Genomic DNA, 18,409 nt, shown 5'->3' on the forward strand with positions numbered 1-18,409 from the left:
TGGCGTGGTGGGTGTCTCGCTGCGGCCGCGCGCGGGTGAGCGGTCGGCGGGCGAAGTCGCCGCCGGGGTCCTGGATCAGCTGCGGCATCGTGGACCGGACGGCCTCGGCCTCGTCGGCCACGGAACCGCGGCCTTGGGGATGGCCCGGCTCCGGGTACGGAGCAGGCAACAGGATTCCGTGCCCTTCGCCGGGTCGGGTGCCGTCTTCGCGTTCAACGGGGAGGTCTACCGTGCCGACGGCCTGGTGCCGGAGGGCGGTTTCGAAGAGGCACGGTGGGCCAGCGAGCCGGCAGCGGCGGTGGACGGGATGTACGCGGTGGTCGGTGGGCCCCCTGACGGGGCGCTGCGAGCCGTGCGCGACCCGCTGGGCATCAAGCCTCTCTACCTGCGCGAGTCACCGGACGGCGTCGCGGTCGCTTCCGAGGTGGGGCCACTGGTGGATGTCTTCGACCGGGCTCCGGTCAGGCGCGCGGCATTCGCGCAGTTCCTTCTCAGTGGGCGCCGGGTCGTCGACGGCGGTTCGTTCTTCGAGGGGATCAGAGCGGTCAGGCCAGGAGAGCGGCTGACGCTGCGCGACGGGCGGGTCACCCAGTCGGTCCTGGCACGTCCGACGCCCTGTGCCCCCGGCGTGCCCGAGGCGGCCGAGCTGCGGGCCGCCCTGGAGACGGCTGTTGACCGGATGCTGCTGACCGATCGCCGAGTGGGCCTCGCCGTCAGCGGTGGCTTGGACTCCACCCTGGTGGCCCGGCTGCTCGCGCGGCGCGGCATCCGCGACCTGCCCACGGTCAGCGTCCTGCCCCAGGACACCGGCGACGGGGTCCGCGACCTCGACGACCTGGGTCTCTCCGATGACGTCATCGGAACCTGGAAGCACCGCTCGACGTCGTTCGGCCCGGCCGACCTGCTTGCCGGGCTGCCGGCCGCGGTGCGGTCACTCGGTGAACCGGTGGCCATGTCGAGCCTGCCGATGTACCGGGCGCTGGCGAGGCTGGCCAGAGCCGCTGGGATCACGGTGCTGCTGGTCGGCGAGGGAGCGGACGAGCTGTTCGCCGGATACCACCGCTACCGGCCGCTCTACGCCGGTGCGTTCACCGATCCCGTCGACTTCTACCTCCCGTACGAGCGGCTGGAACTCGTCACCGCACTGCTCGGACGAGACGCGTGTGCCGCGGCCACCGGAGAACTGAGGAGGGCGACGGACCGATCACGTGAGGCCGCCGCCCAACGCCACGGCATCGAGCCCACCGTCGTCGATGTCGTACGGGAGCACGAGTACGAGCACAGCCTCGAACCGCTGCTGCGCCGCACCGACCATCTGTTGATGGCCGAGGGCATCGAGGGCAGAACGCCCTTCCTGCACGGTGGAGTCGCCGAACTCGCCAGGCGGTACCCGGCGCGTTCGCTGGTGCGTGGCAGTCAGACGAAGGCGGTGCTGCGCGAGGCGTTCGCCGACCTGCTCCCGCCGTCCTACCGGGTGCAGCCGAAGCAGCCCTTCCGCGCCCCCGTTCGCCAGTGGCTGCGGGGCGGCCTGCTGCCGCGGGTGGACCGGACGCTGGCCGACGCCACCGAGGCGCTGCACCAGCGCCTGGGTGTGCGGCCCTCCGGGATGCTGCTGCTGCGTGAGCGCCTGGCCGCCGGTGACGCGGTGGCCTGCACCCTGGCGTTCGCGCTGTTGTCCACCGTGGAGTGGCTCCACTGGCTGGACGACTCCGCGGCCAGGAGCGAGGTGCCGGTCAGTGCCTAGCCACCGCCGACTGGTCGTCGCGCTGCACGGGTACGGCGGAACGGGGGCGGAGATCGCCGGAGTCCTGGTCGCGGCCATGGGCGACGGCGAGCAGCGGGACACCCGAACGGTGATCACCGGCCCGGACGGGCCGTGCACGCCCAGGTTCGCCCGGGAGGGGCGGGCCTGGTTCGACATCTCCTCGCAGCCCTCGGTGATCGAAGAGCGGTGCCGCCTGGCCGCCCCTGCCGTGGCCGCGTACATCGCGGGGATGCAGGAGCGCCACCGGGTGCCGGCGCGGCACACCGGCGTCGTGGGGTTCTCCCAGGGAGCCTCGGTGGCCGCCATGACGGTGGCGGGCTCGTCGCTCTGCGGGCGAGCCGTGCTGGTCTGCGGCCGGATACCGGCTCCGGACACCGGGCACGCGGTGCCCGACGTCCTGGTGGTGACCGGAGGGCGCGACCGGTTCGTGCGACACGACGCGGTCCGTGCGGATCTGGACCGGGGACTCGGCCGGCTTGCCCGCCATATCGTGCTGCCGGAATTGGGACATGAGTTCACCGAAGAAGTCGCACGGATCGCCTTGTCCTACGTTACGAACACGGAGAGTTGAGCCATGGACTACATCAAGGAAATGCGCGGCCTGGTGGGAACCAGGCCTCTGCTCCTTCCCGGCGCACTTGTCATCGTGGAAAGTGACGACGGAAAGATCCTCCTCACCCGGCGCACCGACACGGGTGAGTGGAGTCTGCCCGGCGGCCACATGGAGCCTGGTGAGACCATCCAGGACACGGCACGGCGAGAGGTCCGCGAGGAGACCAACATCGAGGTCGGCGAGCTGGAACTGTTCGGCATCTTCTCCGGGAAAGATTTCTACTACAAATACCCCAACGGAGACGAAATCTTCAAAGTCACCGTCGTCTATTCGGCGCCGCTCCTGCCGAGCGAGACCCGCCTCGACAGCAGCGAGGTTCTGGAACTCTCCTATTTCGACGTCCACCGCCTGCCCGACGACCTCTTCGACCAGGAGCGCACCATTATCGAGGCCTTTGCCACGTCGCGTGCGGCAGGGTAGCGGCCTCGACGGGTCCGGCGGCGACCGTTGTATTGATTCTCGAGTCCTGATCCTGGTTCCGAGTTCAACCTCGGGCTACCTTTGCCCCAGCAACACCGCTGGGGACGGAGGTATTGCACGTGACGGGGGATCTTCGGCTTGCCGTGTTGGGGGCCGTCCGCATAGACCGACCAGACCGCAGTCTCGACCTGTCCTGCAAACTGCCGGGTTACGTGCTGCGCATCCTGGCCCTGCGGCGGGGCGAGGTCGTCCCCAAGGACCAGTTGATCGACGGGATCTACGAAGGAACTCCGCCCAGGAGCGCAGGCGCGCAGTTGCGCGCCCACGTCAGCGTGATCCGCAAGGCGCTCGAACCGGGCGCGGCGGCAGTCGACAGTGTCCACGGTGGCTACCGGCTCACGCTCTCCGCCACGGCGGCCATGGACCTCGCCGAGTTCGAGCAGAGCTGCCATGCGGGGCGCACCGAGATACGGGACGGCCGGTGGCGGGAGGGCGAACGGACGCTCAGCCGCGCCGTGGGGCTGTGGGGGGACCTCACCGTTCCCGACCCGGTGGCCGCCGGGGTCCACGGCGTCATCAACTGGCTTGAGGGGCTGCATCGCTGCGCGTTGGAGAACTGGGCCGAATCGCAGCTGCAGTTGGGGCAGGCGGCCCTGGCCATCCCCGTCATCGAGGCCGCCGTGGAGAACGATCCCCTCGCCGAGCGGCTCCGCCGCCTGCAGCTGCTCGCGCTCTACCAGGCCGGCCGAATCGACCTGGCACTCGCGGAGTTCACTCGGCTGCGTACGCTCCTGGCCGATGAGATGGGCCTGTCTCCGAGCCCCGAGCTGGAGCGACTGCACGAACAGATCCTCAACCACGATCCCGCGCTCGCCCCGGCCGCCGAGGCGCGGCCGTCCCCGGCACCCGCCCTTCGCCAGCTCCCCGCCCGGGCCTCGGGCACCGTGCGCCAGGCAGACGTCGCGGCGACGACAGCCGCACTCGCCGGAAACGGTCCGCGCGACTGTCTGCCCATCGTCGTCATGACCGGGCCGCCGAGCTTCGGGAAGTCCACCATCGCGGTGGAGGCGGCACACCGGGCAGCCGTCGACTACCCCGACGGGCAGCTCTTCGCCGCCTTCCACGCAGCCGGGGCCGGGGTGGCCACCGCGCACGAGATCCTCGGCCGGTTCCTCGGCGACCTCGGTCTCGGTGCTGCGGAGATCCCCGGCACGCCGCAGGAGCGGGCCGTCCGCTTCCGCTCGCGAACTGCCGGCAAGCGCCTGCTCATCGTCCTTGACAACGTTAGCGCCGCGAGCCAGGTCGAGTTGCTGCTTCCCTCGGAACCACGGTGCGCCGTGCTCATCACGGCCCGCACCGCCCTGTACGGGCTCCCGCAGGCGACGCGGCGGATCACCCTACGGCCACTCTCGGCCCGCGAGTCACTCTCGCTGCTCGAATCCCATGTCGGCCGCTCCCGGGTGCGGACCGAACCGGAGGAGGTGCGGCGGGTCCTGCAGGTGTGTGGAGGTTCCATGCTCGCCCTGGACACGCTCGGCGCACGGATGGCCGCCCGGCCGGACCAGCGCTTCTCCCAGGTCGCGGAGCGGCTCGCCCATGACGGCATCCGCCTCGATGAGTTCGAGGTCGGCGGACGCGGCGTGCGCGACGCCCTGGCGCTCAGGTACGTCCAACTCCCCGCCGAGGCGCGGGCCACCCTGCGCAAGCTCTGCTATCTGGGGGCCGCCGAGTTCCCGCTCCAGGCCGTCGCGGCGCTCGAGCAGCTCGGCCCGGCCGAGGCGGAAGCCCGCCTCGATCCCCTCGTCGACACGCAGTTCGTCACCATCGCTCGCGTCGCCGATGACCAAGCCTGGTTTCACGTGCACGAACTCACGCTCGCTTTCGGCCTGGAACGCGCCGCCGCCGAAGACCCCCCGTACATCCTGCAAGAGGCGGCCAGGCGCGCCTACGGCCTGGTCCCTTCGCCGAGCCGACACGCCCAGCTGCGCGGCGATGAGGAACTCGCCGGGTGAGCAGCCCCTCGCGGCCGGGCTCGCATTCCCTGGGGGCACGCATTACCGTGTGCGAGACTGGTACGCGCACTGTGCATGGTCCTGTGGAGCAGTTTGGAGTGCTCGCCACCCTGTCAAGGTGGAGGCCGCGGGTTCAAATCCCGTCAGGACCGCTTGCGATTCCACGCGGATCGCGTGGCTGGGTAGCTCAGTTGGTACGAGCGATCGCCTGAAAAGCGATAGGTCGCCGGTTCGATCCCGGCCCCAGCCACCTCTTCAGGAAGCCCCGCCCGCACCGGCGGGGCTTCCGCCGTTCTCCCCCCTCTGCCTCCCCCTCTACGCCCCCGCGTGGGCCGGCGCCGACACGCGCCCGCCCGGGTGCCGGTGGCGCCACACCCAGAACACCGCGCTGGACAGCAGTGCCCAGCCCGCGAGGACCAGGAACGGGAACGCGTGCTGGTGGCCGCCGAAGTAGACCGCCGTGTGCTGCGCGTTGACCGACGCGCCCGGGGGGAGCCACTGGCCGATGTGGCCGAGCACGGACGGGAGCAGCGGCCACGACACCGCGCCGCCGGACGACGGGTTGCCGAGGAGCACCATCAGGCCCCACGTCGGGATCATCGCCCAGCGCCCGAACAGCGTGTTGAACATCGTGAAGACCATGCCCGACGTGAACATCGTGAGCGCCAGGATCAGCCAGGACTCCACGAAGGGCAGGTCGAGCGCGCCGAGCCACCAGTCCACGACCGCCGCGATGACGAACGCGCCGAGCAGCGCGTACAGCACGGTGAACCCGATCCGTTCCGCCGGATTCAGCCCGCGCGCGTGCACGCTCAGCTGGATCGCCCCGACGAAGCCGATGATCACGGCCGCCAGGGAGATGTAGAAGATCGCGAGCCCGCGGGGGTCGCCCTTCTGGAGCGGGTTGACGTCCTTCACCGTCACGGGGACCCCGACCGCCTTGCCCACCTTCGGCGCGGTCTCCGCGAGCACCTGGGCGACGGAGGCGCCGGACGCCCCGGAGAGGTCGAGCGTCACCTTGTCCTTGCCGCCGCCGGACGGCGTCACGTCGAGGATCGCGAAGACCTTCTGTTCCTCCATGTCCTGGCGGGCCGCCGCCCGGCTGTCGTACCGGTGGACCTCCAGGGAGGCGTTCAGCGCCTTCTCCATGCCTTCGAGGAAGGCCTTGCCGCGCGCCGTGTCCGGGGCGTCGACGACCGCGGTGGGGATGCGGTGCGGGGTGGGGTTCGCCATGGAGTACGTGTACGAACCCGCGAAGAGCCCGGCCGCCGCCGCCAGGATGAACACCAGCACGAGCGCGGGCAGAAACGGCGACTGCTTGAACGCGTCCCACCGCTCGCTCCGGGTGGGCACACGCCCGTGCGCGCCGTGCGGGCCGTGCGGGCCGTGCGCCTCATGCGCCGCACCCGCCCCGTGCGGCGCATCCGCGGCGTGCGCCCCGCCCTCTCCCTGCTGGTGCTGCTCCGCTCGTGACTCCGGCTCCGGCTCATGATCAGGCATACGAATACGCTAAACCACGTAAAAGTATCCGACCCGCTCAGATCACTCCGCAGGCGACGAAACGGACCTGTCCCGCCGTCGCCACCCCCGCACCGCGAGCACCGCCCCCACCAGCACCACGACGCCGATCAGCAGCGCGGCGTCCGGCACGGCACGGCCCACGCCGCCCGCCCACTGCTCCACCGCGAACGAGTCGTCCACGTCCAGGAGGCCGGGCAGCGCCGTCGTCCCGTCGTAGACGAGGAACAGCGCCCCGAGGGCGATGAAGAAGAGGCCCGAAAGGAGCGACGTCGTGTGCAGCTCGACCCGCCCGACGCGGAACGTCCGGCCCCGCAGCCACCCGCGCCGCCCCAGGTCGAACCGCTCCCAGAGCAGCGCGAGCAGGAAGAGCGGCACGGCCATGCCCAGGGCGTAGACGGCGAGCAGCAGGCCTCCGTAGACGGGGCTGCCGCTGACCGCGGCCACCGTCAGGACGCTGCCGAGGATCGGCCCCGCGCAGAACCCGGCGAGTCCGTACACCGCCCCCAGCGCGTACACGGAGAAGGCGGTCGTCGGCCGGATCCGGCCCGAAAGCTCCGCCATCTTCCGCGAGGCGAACCCCATGCCGAGGATCTGCAGCACCCCGAGCCCGACGATCAGCCAACCGGCGACGAGGACGAGCTGGTCGCGGTGGCCGAAGAAGAACCGTCCCGCGTAGGACCCGGCGGCGCCGAGCGGCACGAGTGTCGTCGCGAGCCCGGCGTAGAAGATGCCGGTCCGCGCGACGAGGCGGGAGGCCGAGTCGATGGAGTAGGCGAAGAAGGCCGGGAGCAGCAGTGCGCTGCACGGGCTGACGAGGGCGAGCAGGCCGCCCAGGAACGCGGCGAAGTATCCGACGTCGGCGGTCACTCGGAGCCGCCCTTCGGCCCCGCGGGCTTCCCGGACTTCCCGGACTCCCCGGTCTCCCCGGACTTCCGGGGCTTCGCGTTCTCGGCCGCCGCCTCGATCGCCTGGTGGAAGACCTCGTCCGGCTGGGCGCCGGAGACGGGCCGCCCGTTGATCAGGAAGGACGGCGTCGACGCGGCCCCGAGGCCGTACGCCTCCTCCTGGTCCTTGCGCACGGCGGCCCCCGCGGCGTCGCTGTCCGCGTCCTTCGTGAACCGGCCGACGTCCTTGACCCCGGCCTCCCGTGCGATCTCCTCCAGACGGCCGTCGCCGAAGCCCTTCTCCTTGGACCCCTCGGCGTACGCGGCCTCGTGGAACTGCCAGAAGCGGCCCTGTCGCCCGGCCGCCCACGCGCCGCGCGCGGCCCGCTCGGAGTCCTTGCCGAAGATCGGGAAGTTGCGCCATTCGATGCGCAGGGTTCCCGCGTCGACGTACTTCTTCACGAGGCCCGGCTCGGTGTCGCGGGCGAACTTCCCGCAGAAGCCGCACTTGAAGTCGGCGTACTCGACCATCACGACGGGCGCGTCGGCGCGGCCCCGGGCGAGCGGGTCCCCCGCGTCGCGCCGCGCGAGCTTCTCCAGCTCGGGGTAGACGCCGTTCTGTGCGTCGGCGGAGGGCGCGGCGCCCGCGGCCTCCTCCTTCACGGTGCTGCCGGAGTCCTCCGGCTTGGTCGCCGTGTACGAGGCGACGCCGAGCAGCAGCGCGGCGACGGCGACGCCCGCGCCGATGGCGATGTTGCGGCTCTTCTTGTTGCTGTTCTGAGGCTTGCTGCCGTTCTTGGGCACGGAAGTGCTCTCTCTTGTCCTGTTGTACGTCTTGTACGTCGGTGAAGGGGCCCCTGAAGTCAGGGGCCTCCTACACGCGCAGGATCGAGAGGTCTATCGGTGAGGGCGAGGTGAGCGCGGGCGGCGCGCGGCCCGGCGCCGCCAGGAGCACGACCTGGTCGGCGCCCCACGAGCCGGACGCGGCCCGGGCGTCGTGCAGCGCGGGCAGCAGTTCGTACGCCGTTCCCGGGCGCTGCGGGGTGCCCGGCGGCTGGTCGGCGTCTCGGTCGGTGCCCTTGCCGCAGCCGGGCGAGGGCGCGTCGGCCGCCTGGGCGGCGAACGTCTCGGCGGCCGCCGTGGCCTCGGCGGCCTTGGCCATCGGCTGCTGCGCGGCGGCCGCGGGCCCGCAGAACATCCCGAGCCCGAGCACGACGAGGAAGACCACCGCGAGGGGGCTCCAGGTCGTGCGCGGGCGGGTCGGCATGCCCGGAATCGTACGTGCACGGACGGCCCGCCGGGGAAATCGGTTCGCCACCGCCGAGTCACGGGTGAGATCCTGGAACCCGTATGTCTACGCAGCCCGCCCTCACCCTCGACGCCCTCGCCCCCCGCCTCTCCGAGCTCTCGCTGCGCGACGAGCACCGGATCGGCCGGCGGCTGGAGGGTGCACGCCGGATCCGCAAGCCCGAGGCCCGCGCCGCCGTCCTCGCCGAGATCGCGGCGGACGTGGAGAAGGCCGAGGCGCGGATGGCCGAGCGCGGCTCCCGGCTGCCCGTGATCACGTATCCGGAGCAACTGCCGGTCAGCCAGAAGAAGGACGAGATCGCCGAGGCGATCCGCGACCACCAGGTCGTGATCGTCGCGGGCGAGACGGGCTCGGGCAAGACCACCCAGATCCCCAAGATCTGCATGGAGCTCGGACGCGGCGTCCGCGGCATGATCGGCCACACCCAGCCCCGCCGCATCGCGGCCCGCACGGTGGCCGAGCGCGTCGCCGAGGAGCTGAACACCCCGCTCGGCGAGGCCGTCGGCTGGAAGGTCCGCTTCACCGACCAGGTCGGCGCCGACACGTACGTGAAGCTGATGACGGACGGCATCCTGCTGGCCGAGATCCAGACGGACCGCGAGCTGCGCGCGTACGACACGATCATCATCGACGAGGCCCACGAGCGCTCGCTCAACATCGACTTCCTCCTCGGGTACCTGGCCCAGCTGCTGCCGAAGCGCCCGGACCTGAAGGTCGTGATCACCTCTGCGACCATCGACCCCGAGCGGTTCTCGCGGCACTTCGGACAGGCGCCGATCGTCGAGGTCAGCGGCCGCACGTTCCCGGTGGAGGTGCGCTACCGCCCGCTCCTGGAGGACGACTCCGAGGACTCCGACCGCGACCAGATCACCGCGATCACCGACGCCGTCGAGGAGCTGCAGGCCGAGGGCAAGGGCGACATCCTCGTCTTCCTCTCCGGAGAGCGCGAGATCCGCGACACGGCGGACGCGCTGAACAAGAAGAACTACCGGTTCACCGAGGTCCTCCCCCTTTATGCCCGGCTCTCGCACGCCGAGCAGCACCGCGTCTTCCAGCAGCACACGGGCAGACGCATCGTCCTCGCGACGAACGTCGCGGAGACCTCGCTGACCGTCCCCGGCATCAAGTACGTGATCGACCCGGGCACGGCCCGCATCTCCCGCTACAGCCACCGCACGAAGGTGCAGCGGCTGCCCATCGAGGCGATCAGCCAGGCCAGCGCCAACCAGCGCAAGGGCCGCTGCGGGCGTACGTCGGACGGCATCTGCATCCGGCTGTACAGCGAGGACGACTTCCTCTCGCGCCCCGAGTTCACGGACGCGGAGATCCTCCGTACGAACCTCGCCTCCGTCATCCTGCAGATGACCGCGGCCGGCCTCGGCGACATCGAGAAGTTCCCCTTCATCGACCCGCCGGACCACCGCAACATCCGCGACGGCGTGCAGCTCCTCCAGGAGCTGGGCGCGCTGGACCCGGGCCAGAAGGACCCCAAGAAGCGGCTCACCGAGCAGGGGCGCAAGCTCAGCCAGCTGCCCGTCGACCCGCGCCTGGCCCGCATGGTCCTGGAGGCCGACAAGAACGGCTGCGTGCGCGAGGTCATGGTGATCGCCGCGGCGCTCTCCATCCAGGACCCGCGCGAACGCCCGGCCGAGAAGCAGGCGCAGGCCGACCAGCAGCACGCCCGCTTCAAGGACGAGACGAGCGACTTCCTCGCGTACCTGAACCTCTGGCGGTACGTGCGCGAGCAGCAGAAGGAGCGCGGCTCGTCCTCCTTCCGCCGCATGTGCAAGGCGGAGTACCTGAACTTCCTGCGCATCCGTGAGTGGCAGGACATCTACACGCAGCTGCGCACGGTCGCCAAGCAGATGGGCATCCATCCGAACGAGGACGACGCCCCCGAGCAGCACGTCCACATCTCCCTCCTGGCCGGCCTCCTTTCCCACATCGGGATGAAGGACGTGAAGGAGTCGAAGGAGAGCAAGGACAAGGACCCCAAGCAGCGCGGCGGCGGGCGGAACGAGTACATCGGCGCCCGCAACGCGAAGTTCGCGGTCTTCCCCGGCTCGGCGCTCTTCAAGAAGCCCCCGCGCTTCATCATGTCGGCCGAGCTCGTCGAGACCTCCCGCCTCTGGGCCCGGGTCAACGCGCGCATCGAGCCCGAGTGGGTCGAGCCGCTCGCCCAGCACCTCCTGAAGCGCACGTACAGCGAACCACACTGGGAGAAGGACCAGGCGGCGGTCATGGCGATGGAGAAGGTGACGCTGTACGGCGTCCCGATCGTCACCGACCGCAAGGTGAACTACGGCCGCATCGACCCCGAGGTCTCCCGCGACCTGTTCATCCGCAACGCGCTCGTCGAGGGCGACTGGCGCACGCACCACAAGTTCTTCGCCGCCAACCGCAGGCTCCTCACCGAGGTCGAGGAGCTGGAGCACCGCGCGCGGCGCCGCGACATCCTCGTCGACGACGAGACGCTCTTCGACTTCTACGACCAGCGGGTGCCCGCGGACGTCGTGTCGGGTGCGCACTTCGACTCCTGGTGGAAGAAGCGGCAGCGCGAGGAGCCGGAGCTGCTCGACTTCGAGCGGTCGATGCTGATCAACGAGAAGGCGCAGGGCGTCTCCAAGGACGACTATCCCGACGCGTGGCGCCAGGGGCAGCTCAAGTTCCGGGTGACGTACCAGTTCGAGCCGGGCGCGGACGCGGACGGCGTGACGGTCCACATACCGCTCCAGGTCCTGAACCAGGTCACGGACGAGGGCTTCGACTGGCAGATCCCGGGCCTGCGCGAGGAGGTCGTGGTCGAGCTGATCCGCTCCCTGCCGAAGCCGATCCGCCGCAACTACGTCCCCGCGCCCAACTTCGCCAAGGCGTTCCTGGAGCGTGCGGTGCCGCTCCAGGAGCCGCTGCACGTCACGCTGGCGCGCGAGCTGCAGCGGATGGTGGGCGTGCCCGTCTCCCCGGACGACTTCGACCTCACCCGCGTACCGGACCACCTGAAGATCACCTTCCGGATCACCGACGAGCGGCGCAAGAAGCTCGCCGAGGACAAGGACCTGGAGGCACTGAAGGTCAGGCTGAAGCCGAAGGCCCGCAAGGCGCTCTCGCAGGCGGCCGCGGCGACGGCGGAGCGGACGGGCTCCTCGGCGGTCGAGCGGACCGGCCTGACGGACTGGACGCTCGGCACGCTCTCGCGCGTCTTCGAGACCCGCAGGGCGGGCCAGCCCGTGAAGGCGTATCCGGCGCTCGTGGACGACGGCGACACCGTCTCCGTACGCCTCTTCGACACCGAGGCGGAGCAGCAGCAGGCGATGTGGCGCGGCACCCGGCGCCTCATCCTGCGCAACATCCCCGTGAATCCCGCCAAGTTCGCCTCCGACCGGCTCAGCAACCAGCAGAAGCTCGCCCTGTCGGCCAACCCGCACGGCTCCATACAGGCGCTCTTCGACGACTGCGCGATGGCCGCGGCGGACCGGCTGATCGCGGACTTCGGCGGGCCGGTCTGGGACGAGGAGTCGTACCGCAAGCTCTTCGACAAGGTGCGCGCCGAGATCGTCGACACGACGGTGCGCGCCGTCGGCCAGGTGCAGCAGGTCCTCGCCGCCTGGCACGCCTGCGAGCGCCGCCTGAAGTCGACCAGGAGCACGGTGCTCCTCGCGAACCTCTCGGACGTGCGGGAGCAGCTGGACTCCCTCATCAAGCCGGGCTTCGTGACGGAGACGGGGCTGCGGCGGCTGCCGGACCTCATGCGGTACATGGTGGCGGCGGACCGGCGCCTGCAGCAGATGCCGACCGGCGTCCAGCGGGACACCAGCCGCATGGAGAAGGTCCACGAGATGCGCGACGAGTACCTGTGGCTGCTCGAACAGATGCCGCAGGGCAGGCCCGTCCCGCAGGAGGTCCTCGACATCCGCTGGATGATCGAGGAGCTCCGCGTCAGCTACTTCGCGCACGCGCTGGGCACGGCGTACCCCGTCTCGGACAAGCGCATCGTGAAGGCGATCGACGCGGCCGCACCGTGACGGACCGGGCGCACAGAGTGAGTTCGACCGCCGGGCCTGCACTGCTGTAGAGTCCTGTCTCGCAGCGCAACGCACCAACAAGCGCCGCGAACAAGGTCCTGTGGAGCAGTTTGGAGTGCTCGCCACCCTGTCAAGGTGGAGGCCGCGGGTTCAAATCCCGTCAGGACCGCAGCAAGGAGAACGGGCCGCATCCCTCGTGGATGCGGCCCGTTCCTGCGTTTCCGGCGCGGTCGCCCGGCGCCCACAACGGTTCACATCCCCCCGCCCGCGCGGCCCGTTGTCGCGCCCGCATCTTGACGGGGTCACATTCCCCCGGTACCCCGGACAGCAGGGAGCCGGCGGGAGGCTCCCCAGGAGGTGACGCATGTCCGCTTCTCCGGCGTCCGCGCGACACGAGACACGCGCCCTGCTGCGCGCGCACCTCGCGGCGGCCACCAGCTATCGCCACGTGACCCGGCACTGCCCGATCTGCCACCGGCTCCTGAGACTCGCCCTGGAGCCCTCTCAGCCCGCCCAGGGCGAACACCGGGCGGTCGAGGCCGCCTTCCGCGCGGAGAGCGCCGCAGAGGGCGAATCCGGGGGCACACCCGGGGACGAGGGCAGCGAGGACGAAAGTCCCCCCGACGCATGACCAAAGCTGCCTCGCGAGCCGCCCCGCCAGTGGGAGGCTGGGAGTCGAAGGCCTTCGGATGCCGCCGCGGCCCCTCTAGCGCAGGGGTGTCGCGCGCAACAAGATTCACGACGTGTGACGGGTGTCACCGAACAAGTTTCAGGAACCCCGGAACTTACACCCGCCCTACAACAGGCCAATTTAATATGTGCAATTGCACCACCTCCCGGACTGCACCCCGATCCGCCCGGCGAGACTCCCCCGAGACTCCCCAGCGCCCCTCCGGCGACTCCCCAGAGATCAACAAGGGCACTCACGGACCCGCTCACCAGCACGTCCCCGGCGCACAAAAAAGATCGCGCTGGACCCGGCGGAGTCCAGCGCGATCGAAACGACGCACCCAGGTGTCTCAGGCGTGGCTCCCGTTGGGGCGGGGGCCTTGTCGCGTGTAGCCATTTGTCGGACGTACGGCCAGGTTGGGGGACCCGGCAGCAGTGGTGCTCTTCGCCCGAGTTGTGCGAGTTACTGCTGGTAAAGCGGTACTTCAGGCCTCGCTGCGCTGCTGCGGAATACCCGCGAGCAGTGCGCGGACCTCAGCCTCGCGGTAACGGCGGTGTCCGCCGAGCGTGCGAATCGACGTGAGCTTGCCAGCCTTCGCCCAGCGCGTGACCGTCTTGGGGTCGACGCGGAACATCGTGGCGACCTCAGCCGGGGTCAGCAGCGGCTCGGCATCAGGGGTGCGAGCGGTCATGAGCGGCCTCCTCGGGAGAACCGAACCTTCTCGGTTCATTCCTCTAAATTCTGCACCTTGACCCGCGTTGCCCGAAATGGCGGACGCGAGTCGAGTCGGTTATAGGACGAACGGCTTGTCCTCGGCACTACAACTACACCATCCGTCCAGCCGCGTCGGCCAAACCGATGGAATTGCCCTCCCAGGTGTTCATCACCGACGGAAGCCGATGGACCATGCCATAGCGGACAGTCACGCCACCGTGACGATCAGTCACAGAGCGATCAGGAGTCAACAGACCCCCCATAGAGTGCAATGCCAAGCAATCCGCCCGTACTTGGGCGGAAGGAGCCCTCCCCGGACTCCTTGTCCTATTTTGGCATGAGGAGGGGTGATGGGCGCAAGGGCCCAGTAAGTGCGGTCCGTCACGCTTGAGACAAAGGCCCGGATCGGGACCTACGTCCCGGAGCAACGAGACGCGGACGTCAGACAGCGCACTTCAGACAGCGGACATCGGACAGCGGACAGCGGAGCGCAGACCTTCAGTTCGCGAACTGGAGGTCCCGGACGGCCCGCCAGCGCTCCACGAGCCTCGCATACGCCTCGCCGGCCGCCTCGCCGTCGCCGTTGCCCAGCGCCTCGATGCCCTCCGCCACGTCCGCCGCCGAGTGGTCCTCGTCGAGCTCGTCCGCGGCGACCACGTGCACGAGCCCGCCGTAGTCGAGCTCGACCAGGGAACGCGGGTGGAACTCCTCCAACCACCGGCCGACGTCCACGAGCCCGTCGATCAGCGGCCCCTCGTCCAGCGTGTCCCGCAGCGTCTTGAGCCCGCGCGCGACCCGGCGCCTGGCCTGCACCATGGGCGTGCGGTACCGAAGGCCGGGCGCACCCCCCTTCTCGCCCCTCTCGCCCTTCTCGTAGCTCCGCTCCTCGTCGGAGACGAGCACGAACCAGTGCAGCGGTACCTGCCAGGTGGACGTGCGGATCCAGGGGCGGGCGTCGGGGTTGCGGGCCAGCCACTGTTCGTAGTCCGCGGCCGTCTGGCGGCGCAGCACCGGCGGGAGCACCGCGTCCAGGACCGGCCCGGGCAGCTGTCCGGTCAGCTCCCCCATGGCCTGCCAGCCGCGCAGCCGGGTCCGCCAGGGGCAGACGCAGAGCACCCCGTCGACCTCGACGACGAACGCGTCGTCGCTCTCGTGCACCGGCACGGGCACCGGCGGCGTGGGCAGCAAGTCGGCGAGGGAGCGGCGGAGTTCGTCCTGGCAGGAGGGGAGGTCCGGGCGGCGGGCGTAGCGGGCCCAGTGGCCGCGCTCCGGCTCGGGGAAGGCGGCCAGTGGCTCGTACACACGCAGGTAGGCCGCATACGGGACCGTCACCGATGACACCTTGGGCACGGCTGCTCTCTCCCCCACGTACCGGCTGGAAAACTCCGCACAGCCTGCCATGGCCGAACTCCGCCACGCCCTCGCCCGCCCCGGCACTACTCCGGGAGAGGGGTGATCCTCGGCACCGGGCGGCCAAGCACGGTGGACAGCCTTTAGTCTCATGCCCAACGGGCCCCCGCCACCCGTACGGGACCCGCCCAACCGCCGCCACTTGACCGGGAGTCACCACAGTGACCGAAGCAGACAACGGCGTCCTGCACACCCTGTTCCACTCGGAGCAGGGGGGCCACGAGCAAGTAGTGCTCTGCCAGGACCGTGCCAGCGGCCTCAAGGCCGTCATCGCCATCCACAGCACCGCCCTGGGCCCCGCCCTCGGCGGCACCCGCTTCTACCCGTACGCGACCGAGGCGGAGGCCGTCGCCGACGTCCTGAACCTGTCGCGCGGGATGTCGTACAAGAACGCCATGGCCGGCCTCGACCACGGCGGCGGCAAGGCCGTGATCATCGGGGACCCCGAGCGGATCAAGAGCGAGGAGCTGCTGCTCGCCTTCGGCCGGTGCGTCGCCTCGCTCGGCGGCCGGTACGTGACGGCCTGCGACGTCGGCACCTATGTCGCGGACATGGACGTGGTGGCCCGCGAGTGCCGCTGGACCACCGGGCGCTCCCCCGAGAACGGCGGGGCGGGGGACTCCTCCGTGCTCACCGCCTTCGGTGTCTTCCAGGGCATGCGCGCCAGCGCCCAGCACCTGTGGGGCGACCCGACGCTGCGCGGCCGCAAGGTCGGCGTCGCGGGCGTGGGCAAGGTCGGCCACCACCTCGTGGAGCACCTGCTGCGGGACGGCGCCGAGGTCGTGATCACGGACGTCCGCGAGGAGTCGGTGAACCGGATCGTCCACAAGCACCCCTCGGTGACGGCGGTGGCGGACACCGGGGCGCTGATCCGCACGGAGGGCCTGGACATCTACGCGCCCTGCGCGCTCGGCGGCGCGCTGGACGACGACTCCGTGCCCGTGCTCACCGCGAAGGTGGTGTGCGGCGCCGCCAACAACCAGCTCGCGCACCCGGGCGTGGAGAAGGACCTGGCCGACCGGTCGATCCTGTACGCGCCGGACTACGTGGTGAACGCCGGAGGCGTGATCCAGGTCGCCGACGAGCTGCACGGCTTCGACTTCGACCGGTGCAAGGCGAAGGCGTCGAAGATCTTCGACACCACGCTCGCCATATTCGCTCGCGCAAAGGAAGACGGCATTCCGCCGGCCGCGGCGGCCGACAGGATCGCCGAGCAGCGGATGGCCGACGCGCGCTGAAACCAACTGGAACCTGACATTCCAGTCGGCCGCGACGCCCTGGCGGGCCCCCGTCGACGTGCACGAGAGAGAAGACTCACCCCCGTCGGCGGGTCGCCCGGCAAGAAGAGGTTAAAATCGCAGTTGACCAGCGAGGACGGGGCTCCTCGCGGGTTCTGCGCCGAGGCGCGTCCTGCGGGCGACGTACCGTATGGCCGCAGGAGCAGGTACCGTGGAAGCCCTACGGACCGGTCTCTCCACGGAGAGTCCGTTCCAGATCATGAACGCGTGTCAAGACTCTGGGGCCGTCGAGCCCCGTATCCGAGGGGGTCGAGCCATGGGGCGCGGCCGGGCAAAGGCCAAGCAGACGAAGGTCGCCCGCCAGCTGAAGTACAGCAGCGGCGGGACTGATCTGTCGCGTCTGGCCAATGAGCTGGGCGCTTCGACTTCGCAACAGCCGCCGAATGGCGAGCCGTTCGAGGACGACGACGAGGAAGACGACCCGTACGCCCAGTACGCGGATCTGTATAACGACGACGAGGACGAGGACGACGAGTCCGGTCCGACGTCGCAGCGCCGCGGCGCTTGACCTCGTTGCATACGCAGCATTTGTTGATTCTGTTGCCTACGCAGTATTCGCAGTTCTCATAGCAACTGCACTTCACCCGGTCCGGGGTGGTCACCACACCGGACCGGGTTTTGTGCTGCCCCGGCTCCCTGGGGAGCCGAGGCGGTGCGGGCCTACTCGGCGGCGCAGTTAGTGGGAGTACGAACCGATCAGGGCGGCGCCGCTCGCGTGGTCGCCGCGGTCCGTGATCTCACCCGCGACCCAGGCGTCGACGCCCCGGTCCGCGAGGGTGGTGAGCGCCGCGTCCGCCGACTCCTCGGGGACGATCGCGATCATGCCGACGCCCATGTTCAGCGTCTTCTCCAGCTCCAGGCGCTCGACCCGGCCGGTCCTGCCGACCACGTCGAAGACCGCGCCGGGGGTCCACGTCTCGCGGTCCACGATCGCGTGCAGGCCGTCCGGGATGACCCGGGCGAGGTTCGCCGCGAGGCCGCCGCCGGTGATGTGGCTGAAGGCGTGGACCTCCGTGGTGCGGGTGAGCGCCAGGCAGTCCAGGGAGTAGATCTTGGTGGGCTCCAGGAGCTCCTCGCCGAGCGTGCGGCCGAACTCCTCGACCTGCCGGTCCAGGGCCCAGCCCGCGCGGTCGAAGACCACATGACGGACGAGCGAGTACCCGTTCGAGTGAAGACCCGAGGACGCCATGGCGATCACCGCGTCACCCTTACGGATGCGATCGGGGCCGAGCAGCCGGTCCGCCTCGACCGCGCCCGTGCCGGCGCCCGCGACGTCGAAGTCGTCCGGGCCGAGCAGGCCCGGGTGCTCCGCGGTCTCGCCGCCGACGAGGGAGCAGCCGGCGAGGACGCAGCCCTCGGCGATGCCCTTCACGATGGCGGCGACGCGCTCCGGGTGGACCTTGCCGACGCAGATGTAGTCGGTCATGAAGAGCGGCTCGGCACCGCAGACGACGATGTCGTCCATGACCATCGCGACGAGGTCGTGGCCGATGGTGTCGTAGACGCCCATCTGGCGGGCGACGTCGACCTTCGTGCCGACGCCGTCGGTCGCGGAGGCGAGCAGGGGTCGCTCGAAACGCTTGAGGGCGGAGGCGTCGAAGAGCCCGGCGAAGCCGCCGAGGCCGCCGAGGCCCGCGACCTCGGGACGCTGGGTCTTCTTGACCCACTCCTTCATCAGCTCGACGGCGCGGTCGCCCGCCTCGATGTCGACGCCCGCGCTTGCGTAGCTGGCACCAGTGGTCTCAGACATGACGGTGAGAACTTTCGTGTC

15 protein-coding genes and 3 tRNA genes are annotated in these 18,409 nt (G+C 70.3%); 11 read left to right on the plus strand and 7 right to left on the minus strand.

From position 1 onward, the window contains the following. The first annotated feature begins 4 nt into the window (after positions 1–4). The 6 genes from ACZ69I_RS21190 to ACZ69I_RS21215 all read left to right on the plus strand — a co-directional run bounded on the left by ACZ69I_RS21190 (position 5) and on the right by ACZ69I_RS21215 (position 5,060). Positions 5–1,744: an asparagine synthetase B family protein gene (locus ACZ69I_RS21190; protein ID WP_470833909.1), complete on the plus strand. Its 1,740-nt coding sequence runs from the start codon at positions 5–7 to the stop codon at positions 1,742–1,744. After that, complete coding sequence (locus tag ACZ69I_RS21195) at positions 1,737–2,336, plus strand: alpha/beta hydrolase (protein ID WP_470833911.1); 600 nt, start codon at positions 1,737–1,739, stop codon at positions 2,334–2,336. Before ACZ69I_RS21190 ends, ACZ69I_RS21195 begins: the two co-directional genes overlap by 8 nt. A 3-nt stretch (positions 2,337–2,339) precedes the next feature. After that, on the plus strand, positions 2,340–2,798 hold the full coding sequence (locus ACZ69I_RS21200) for an NUDIX hydrolase (protein ID WP_470833913.1): 459 nt from the start codon (positions 2,340–2,342) through the stop codon (positions 2,796–2,798). A 119-nt stretch (positions 2,799–2,917) separates the two neighbouring features. Then, a complete protein-coding gene (locus ACZ69I_RS21205; protein WP_470833915.1) occupies positions 2,918–4,810 on the plus strand; it encodes an AfsR/SARP family transcriptional regulator in 1,893 nt (630 codons plus the stop codon). 77 nt (positions 4,811–4,887) lie between these two features. Beyond that, a tRNA-Asp gene (locus ACZ69I_RS21210) sits at positions 4,888–4,962 on the plus strand. Positions 4,963–4,986: 24 nt separating this feature from the next. Next, positions 4,987–5,060: transfer RNA gene (locus ACZ69I_RS21215), tRNA-Phe, on the plus strand. A 65-nt stretch (positions 5,061–5,125) separates the two neighbouring features. Here ACZ69I_RS21215 and ACZ69I_RS21220 read toward each other — a convergent pair. The 4 genes from ACZ69I_RS21220 to ACZ69I_RS21235 form a co-directional block, all read right to left on the minus strand. Further along, positions 5,126–6,310 carry an ABC transporter permease gene (locus ACZ69I_RS21220; protein WP_470833916.1) on the minus strand — a complete coding sequence of 395 codons (1,185 nt, stop codon included), beginning with the start codon at positions 6,308–6,310 and terminating at the stop codon, positions 5,126–5,128. A gap of 42 nt (positions 6,311–6,352) precedes the next feature. Further along, on the minus strand, positions 6,353–7,198 hold the full coding sequence (locus tag ACZ69I_RS21225; protein WP_467678813.1) for a cytochrome c biogenesis CcdA family protein: 846 nt from the start codon (positions 7,196–7,198) through the stop codon (positions 6,353–6,355). Then, the gene (locus ACZ69I_RS21230; protein WP_470833918.1) at positions 7,195–8,019 is read right to left on the minus strand and encodes a DsbA family protein; all 825 of its coding nucleotides are present in this window, start codon (positions 8,017–8,019) and stop codon (positions 7,195–7,197) included. Before ACZ69I_RS21230 ends, ACZ69I_RS21225 begins: the two co-directional genes overlap by 4 nt. Before the next feature lie 70 nt (positions 8,020–8,089). Then, positions 8,090–8,482 (minus strand): hypothetical protein, encoded by a 393-nt coding sequence (locus tag ACZ69I_RS21235; RefSeq protein ID WP_470833920.1) that lies wholly within the window; start codon positions 8,480–8,482, stop codon positions 8,090–8,092. An 83-nt stretch (positions 8,483–8,565) separates the two neighbouring features. On the opposite strand from ACZ69I_RS21235, the gene hrpA reads away from it, so the two are divergent. The 3 genes from hrpA to ACZ69I_RS21250 all read left to right on the plus strand — a co-directional run bounded on the left by hrpA (position 8,566) and on the right by ACZ69I_RS21250 (position 13,177). Beyond that, the gene (gene hrpA / locus ACZ69I_RS21240) at positions 8,566–12,546 is read left to right on the plus strand and encodes an ATP-dependent RNA helicase HrpA (protein ID WP_470833922.1); all 3,981 of its coding nucleotides are present in this window, start codon (positions 8,566–8,568) and stop codon (positions 12,544–12,546) included. 94 nt (positions 12,547–12,640) lie between these two features. Beyond that, positions 12,641–12,715 (plus strand) — tRNA-Asp (locus tag ACZ69I_RS21245). A 195-nt stretch (positions 12,716–12,910) separates the two neighbouring features. Beyond that, the gene (locus ACZ69I_RS21250; protein WP_470833924.1) at positions 12,911–13,177 is read left to right on the plus strand and encodes a DUF6274 family protein; all 267 of its coding nucleotides are present in this window, start codon (positions 12,911–12,913) and stop codon (positions 13,175–13,177) included. 523 nt (positions 13,178–13,700) lie between these two features. On the opposite strand, the gene bldC is transcribed toward ACZ69I_RS21250, so the two are convergent. Beyond that, entirely contained in the window at positions 13,701–13,907 is a 207-nt protein-coding gene (gene bldC, locus ACZ69I_RS21255; RefSeq protein WP_003949541.1) for a developmental transcriptional regulator BldC, read from the minus strand. 521 nt (positions 13,908–14,428) lie between these two features. Next, entirely contained in the window at positions 14,429–15,280 is an 852-nt protein-coding gene (locus ACZ69I_RS21260) for a DUF8083 family protein (RefSeq protein WP_470833925.1), read from the minus strand. 221 nt (positions 15,281–15,501) lie between these two features. Here ACZ69I_RS21260 and ACZ69I_RS21265 point away from each other — a divergent pair, with 221 nt between their 5' ends. Both ACZ69I_RS21265 and ACZ69I_RS21270 read left to right on the plus strand, forming a co-directional pair. Beyond that, positions 15,502–16,578, plus strand: a complete 1,077-nt coding sequence (locus tag ACZ69I_RS21265) for a Leu/Phe/Val dehydrogenase (protein ID WP_467678827.1) — start codon at positions 15,502–15,504, stop codon at positions 16,576–16,578. Between the two features lie 316 nt (positions 16,579–16,894). After that, positions 16,895–17,146, plus strand: a complete 252-nt coding sequence (locus tag ACZ69I_RS21270) for a DUF3073 domain-containing protein (protein ID WP_055613827.1) — start codon at positions 16,895–16,897, stop codon at positions 17,144–17,146. A gap of 168 nt (positions 17,147–17,314) precedes the next feature. On the opposite strand, the gene purM is transcribed toward ACZ69I_RS21270, so the two are convergent. Further along, complete coding sequence (purM, locus tag ACZ69I_RS21275; protein WP_470833926.1) at positions 17,315–18,388, minus strand: phosphoribosylformylglycinamidine cyclo-ligase; 1,074 nt, start codon at positions 18,386–18,388, stop codon at positions 17,315–17,317. Positions 18,389–18,409: the final 21 nt, after the last annotated feature.

This window comes from Streptomyces sp. NPDC036815 (genome assembly GCF_055609205.1).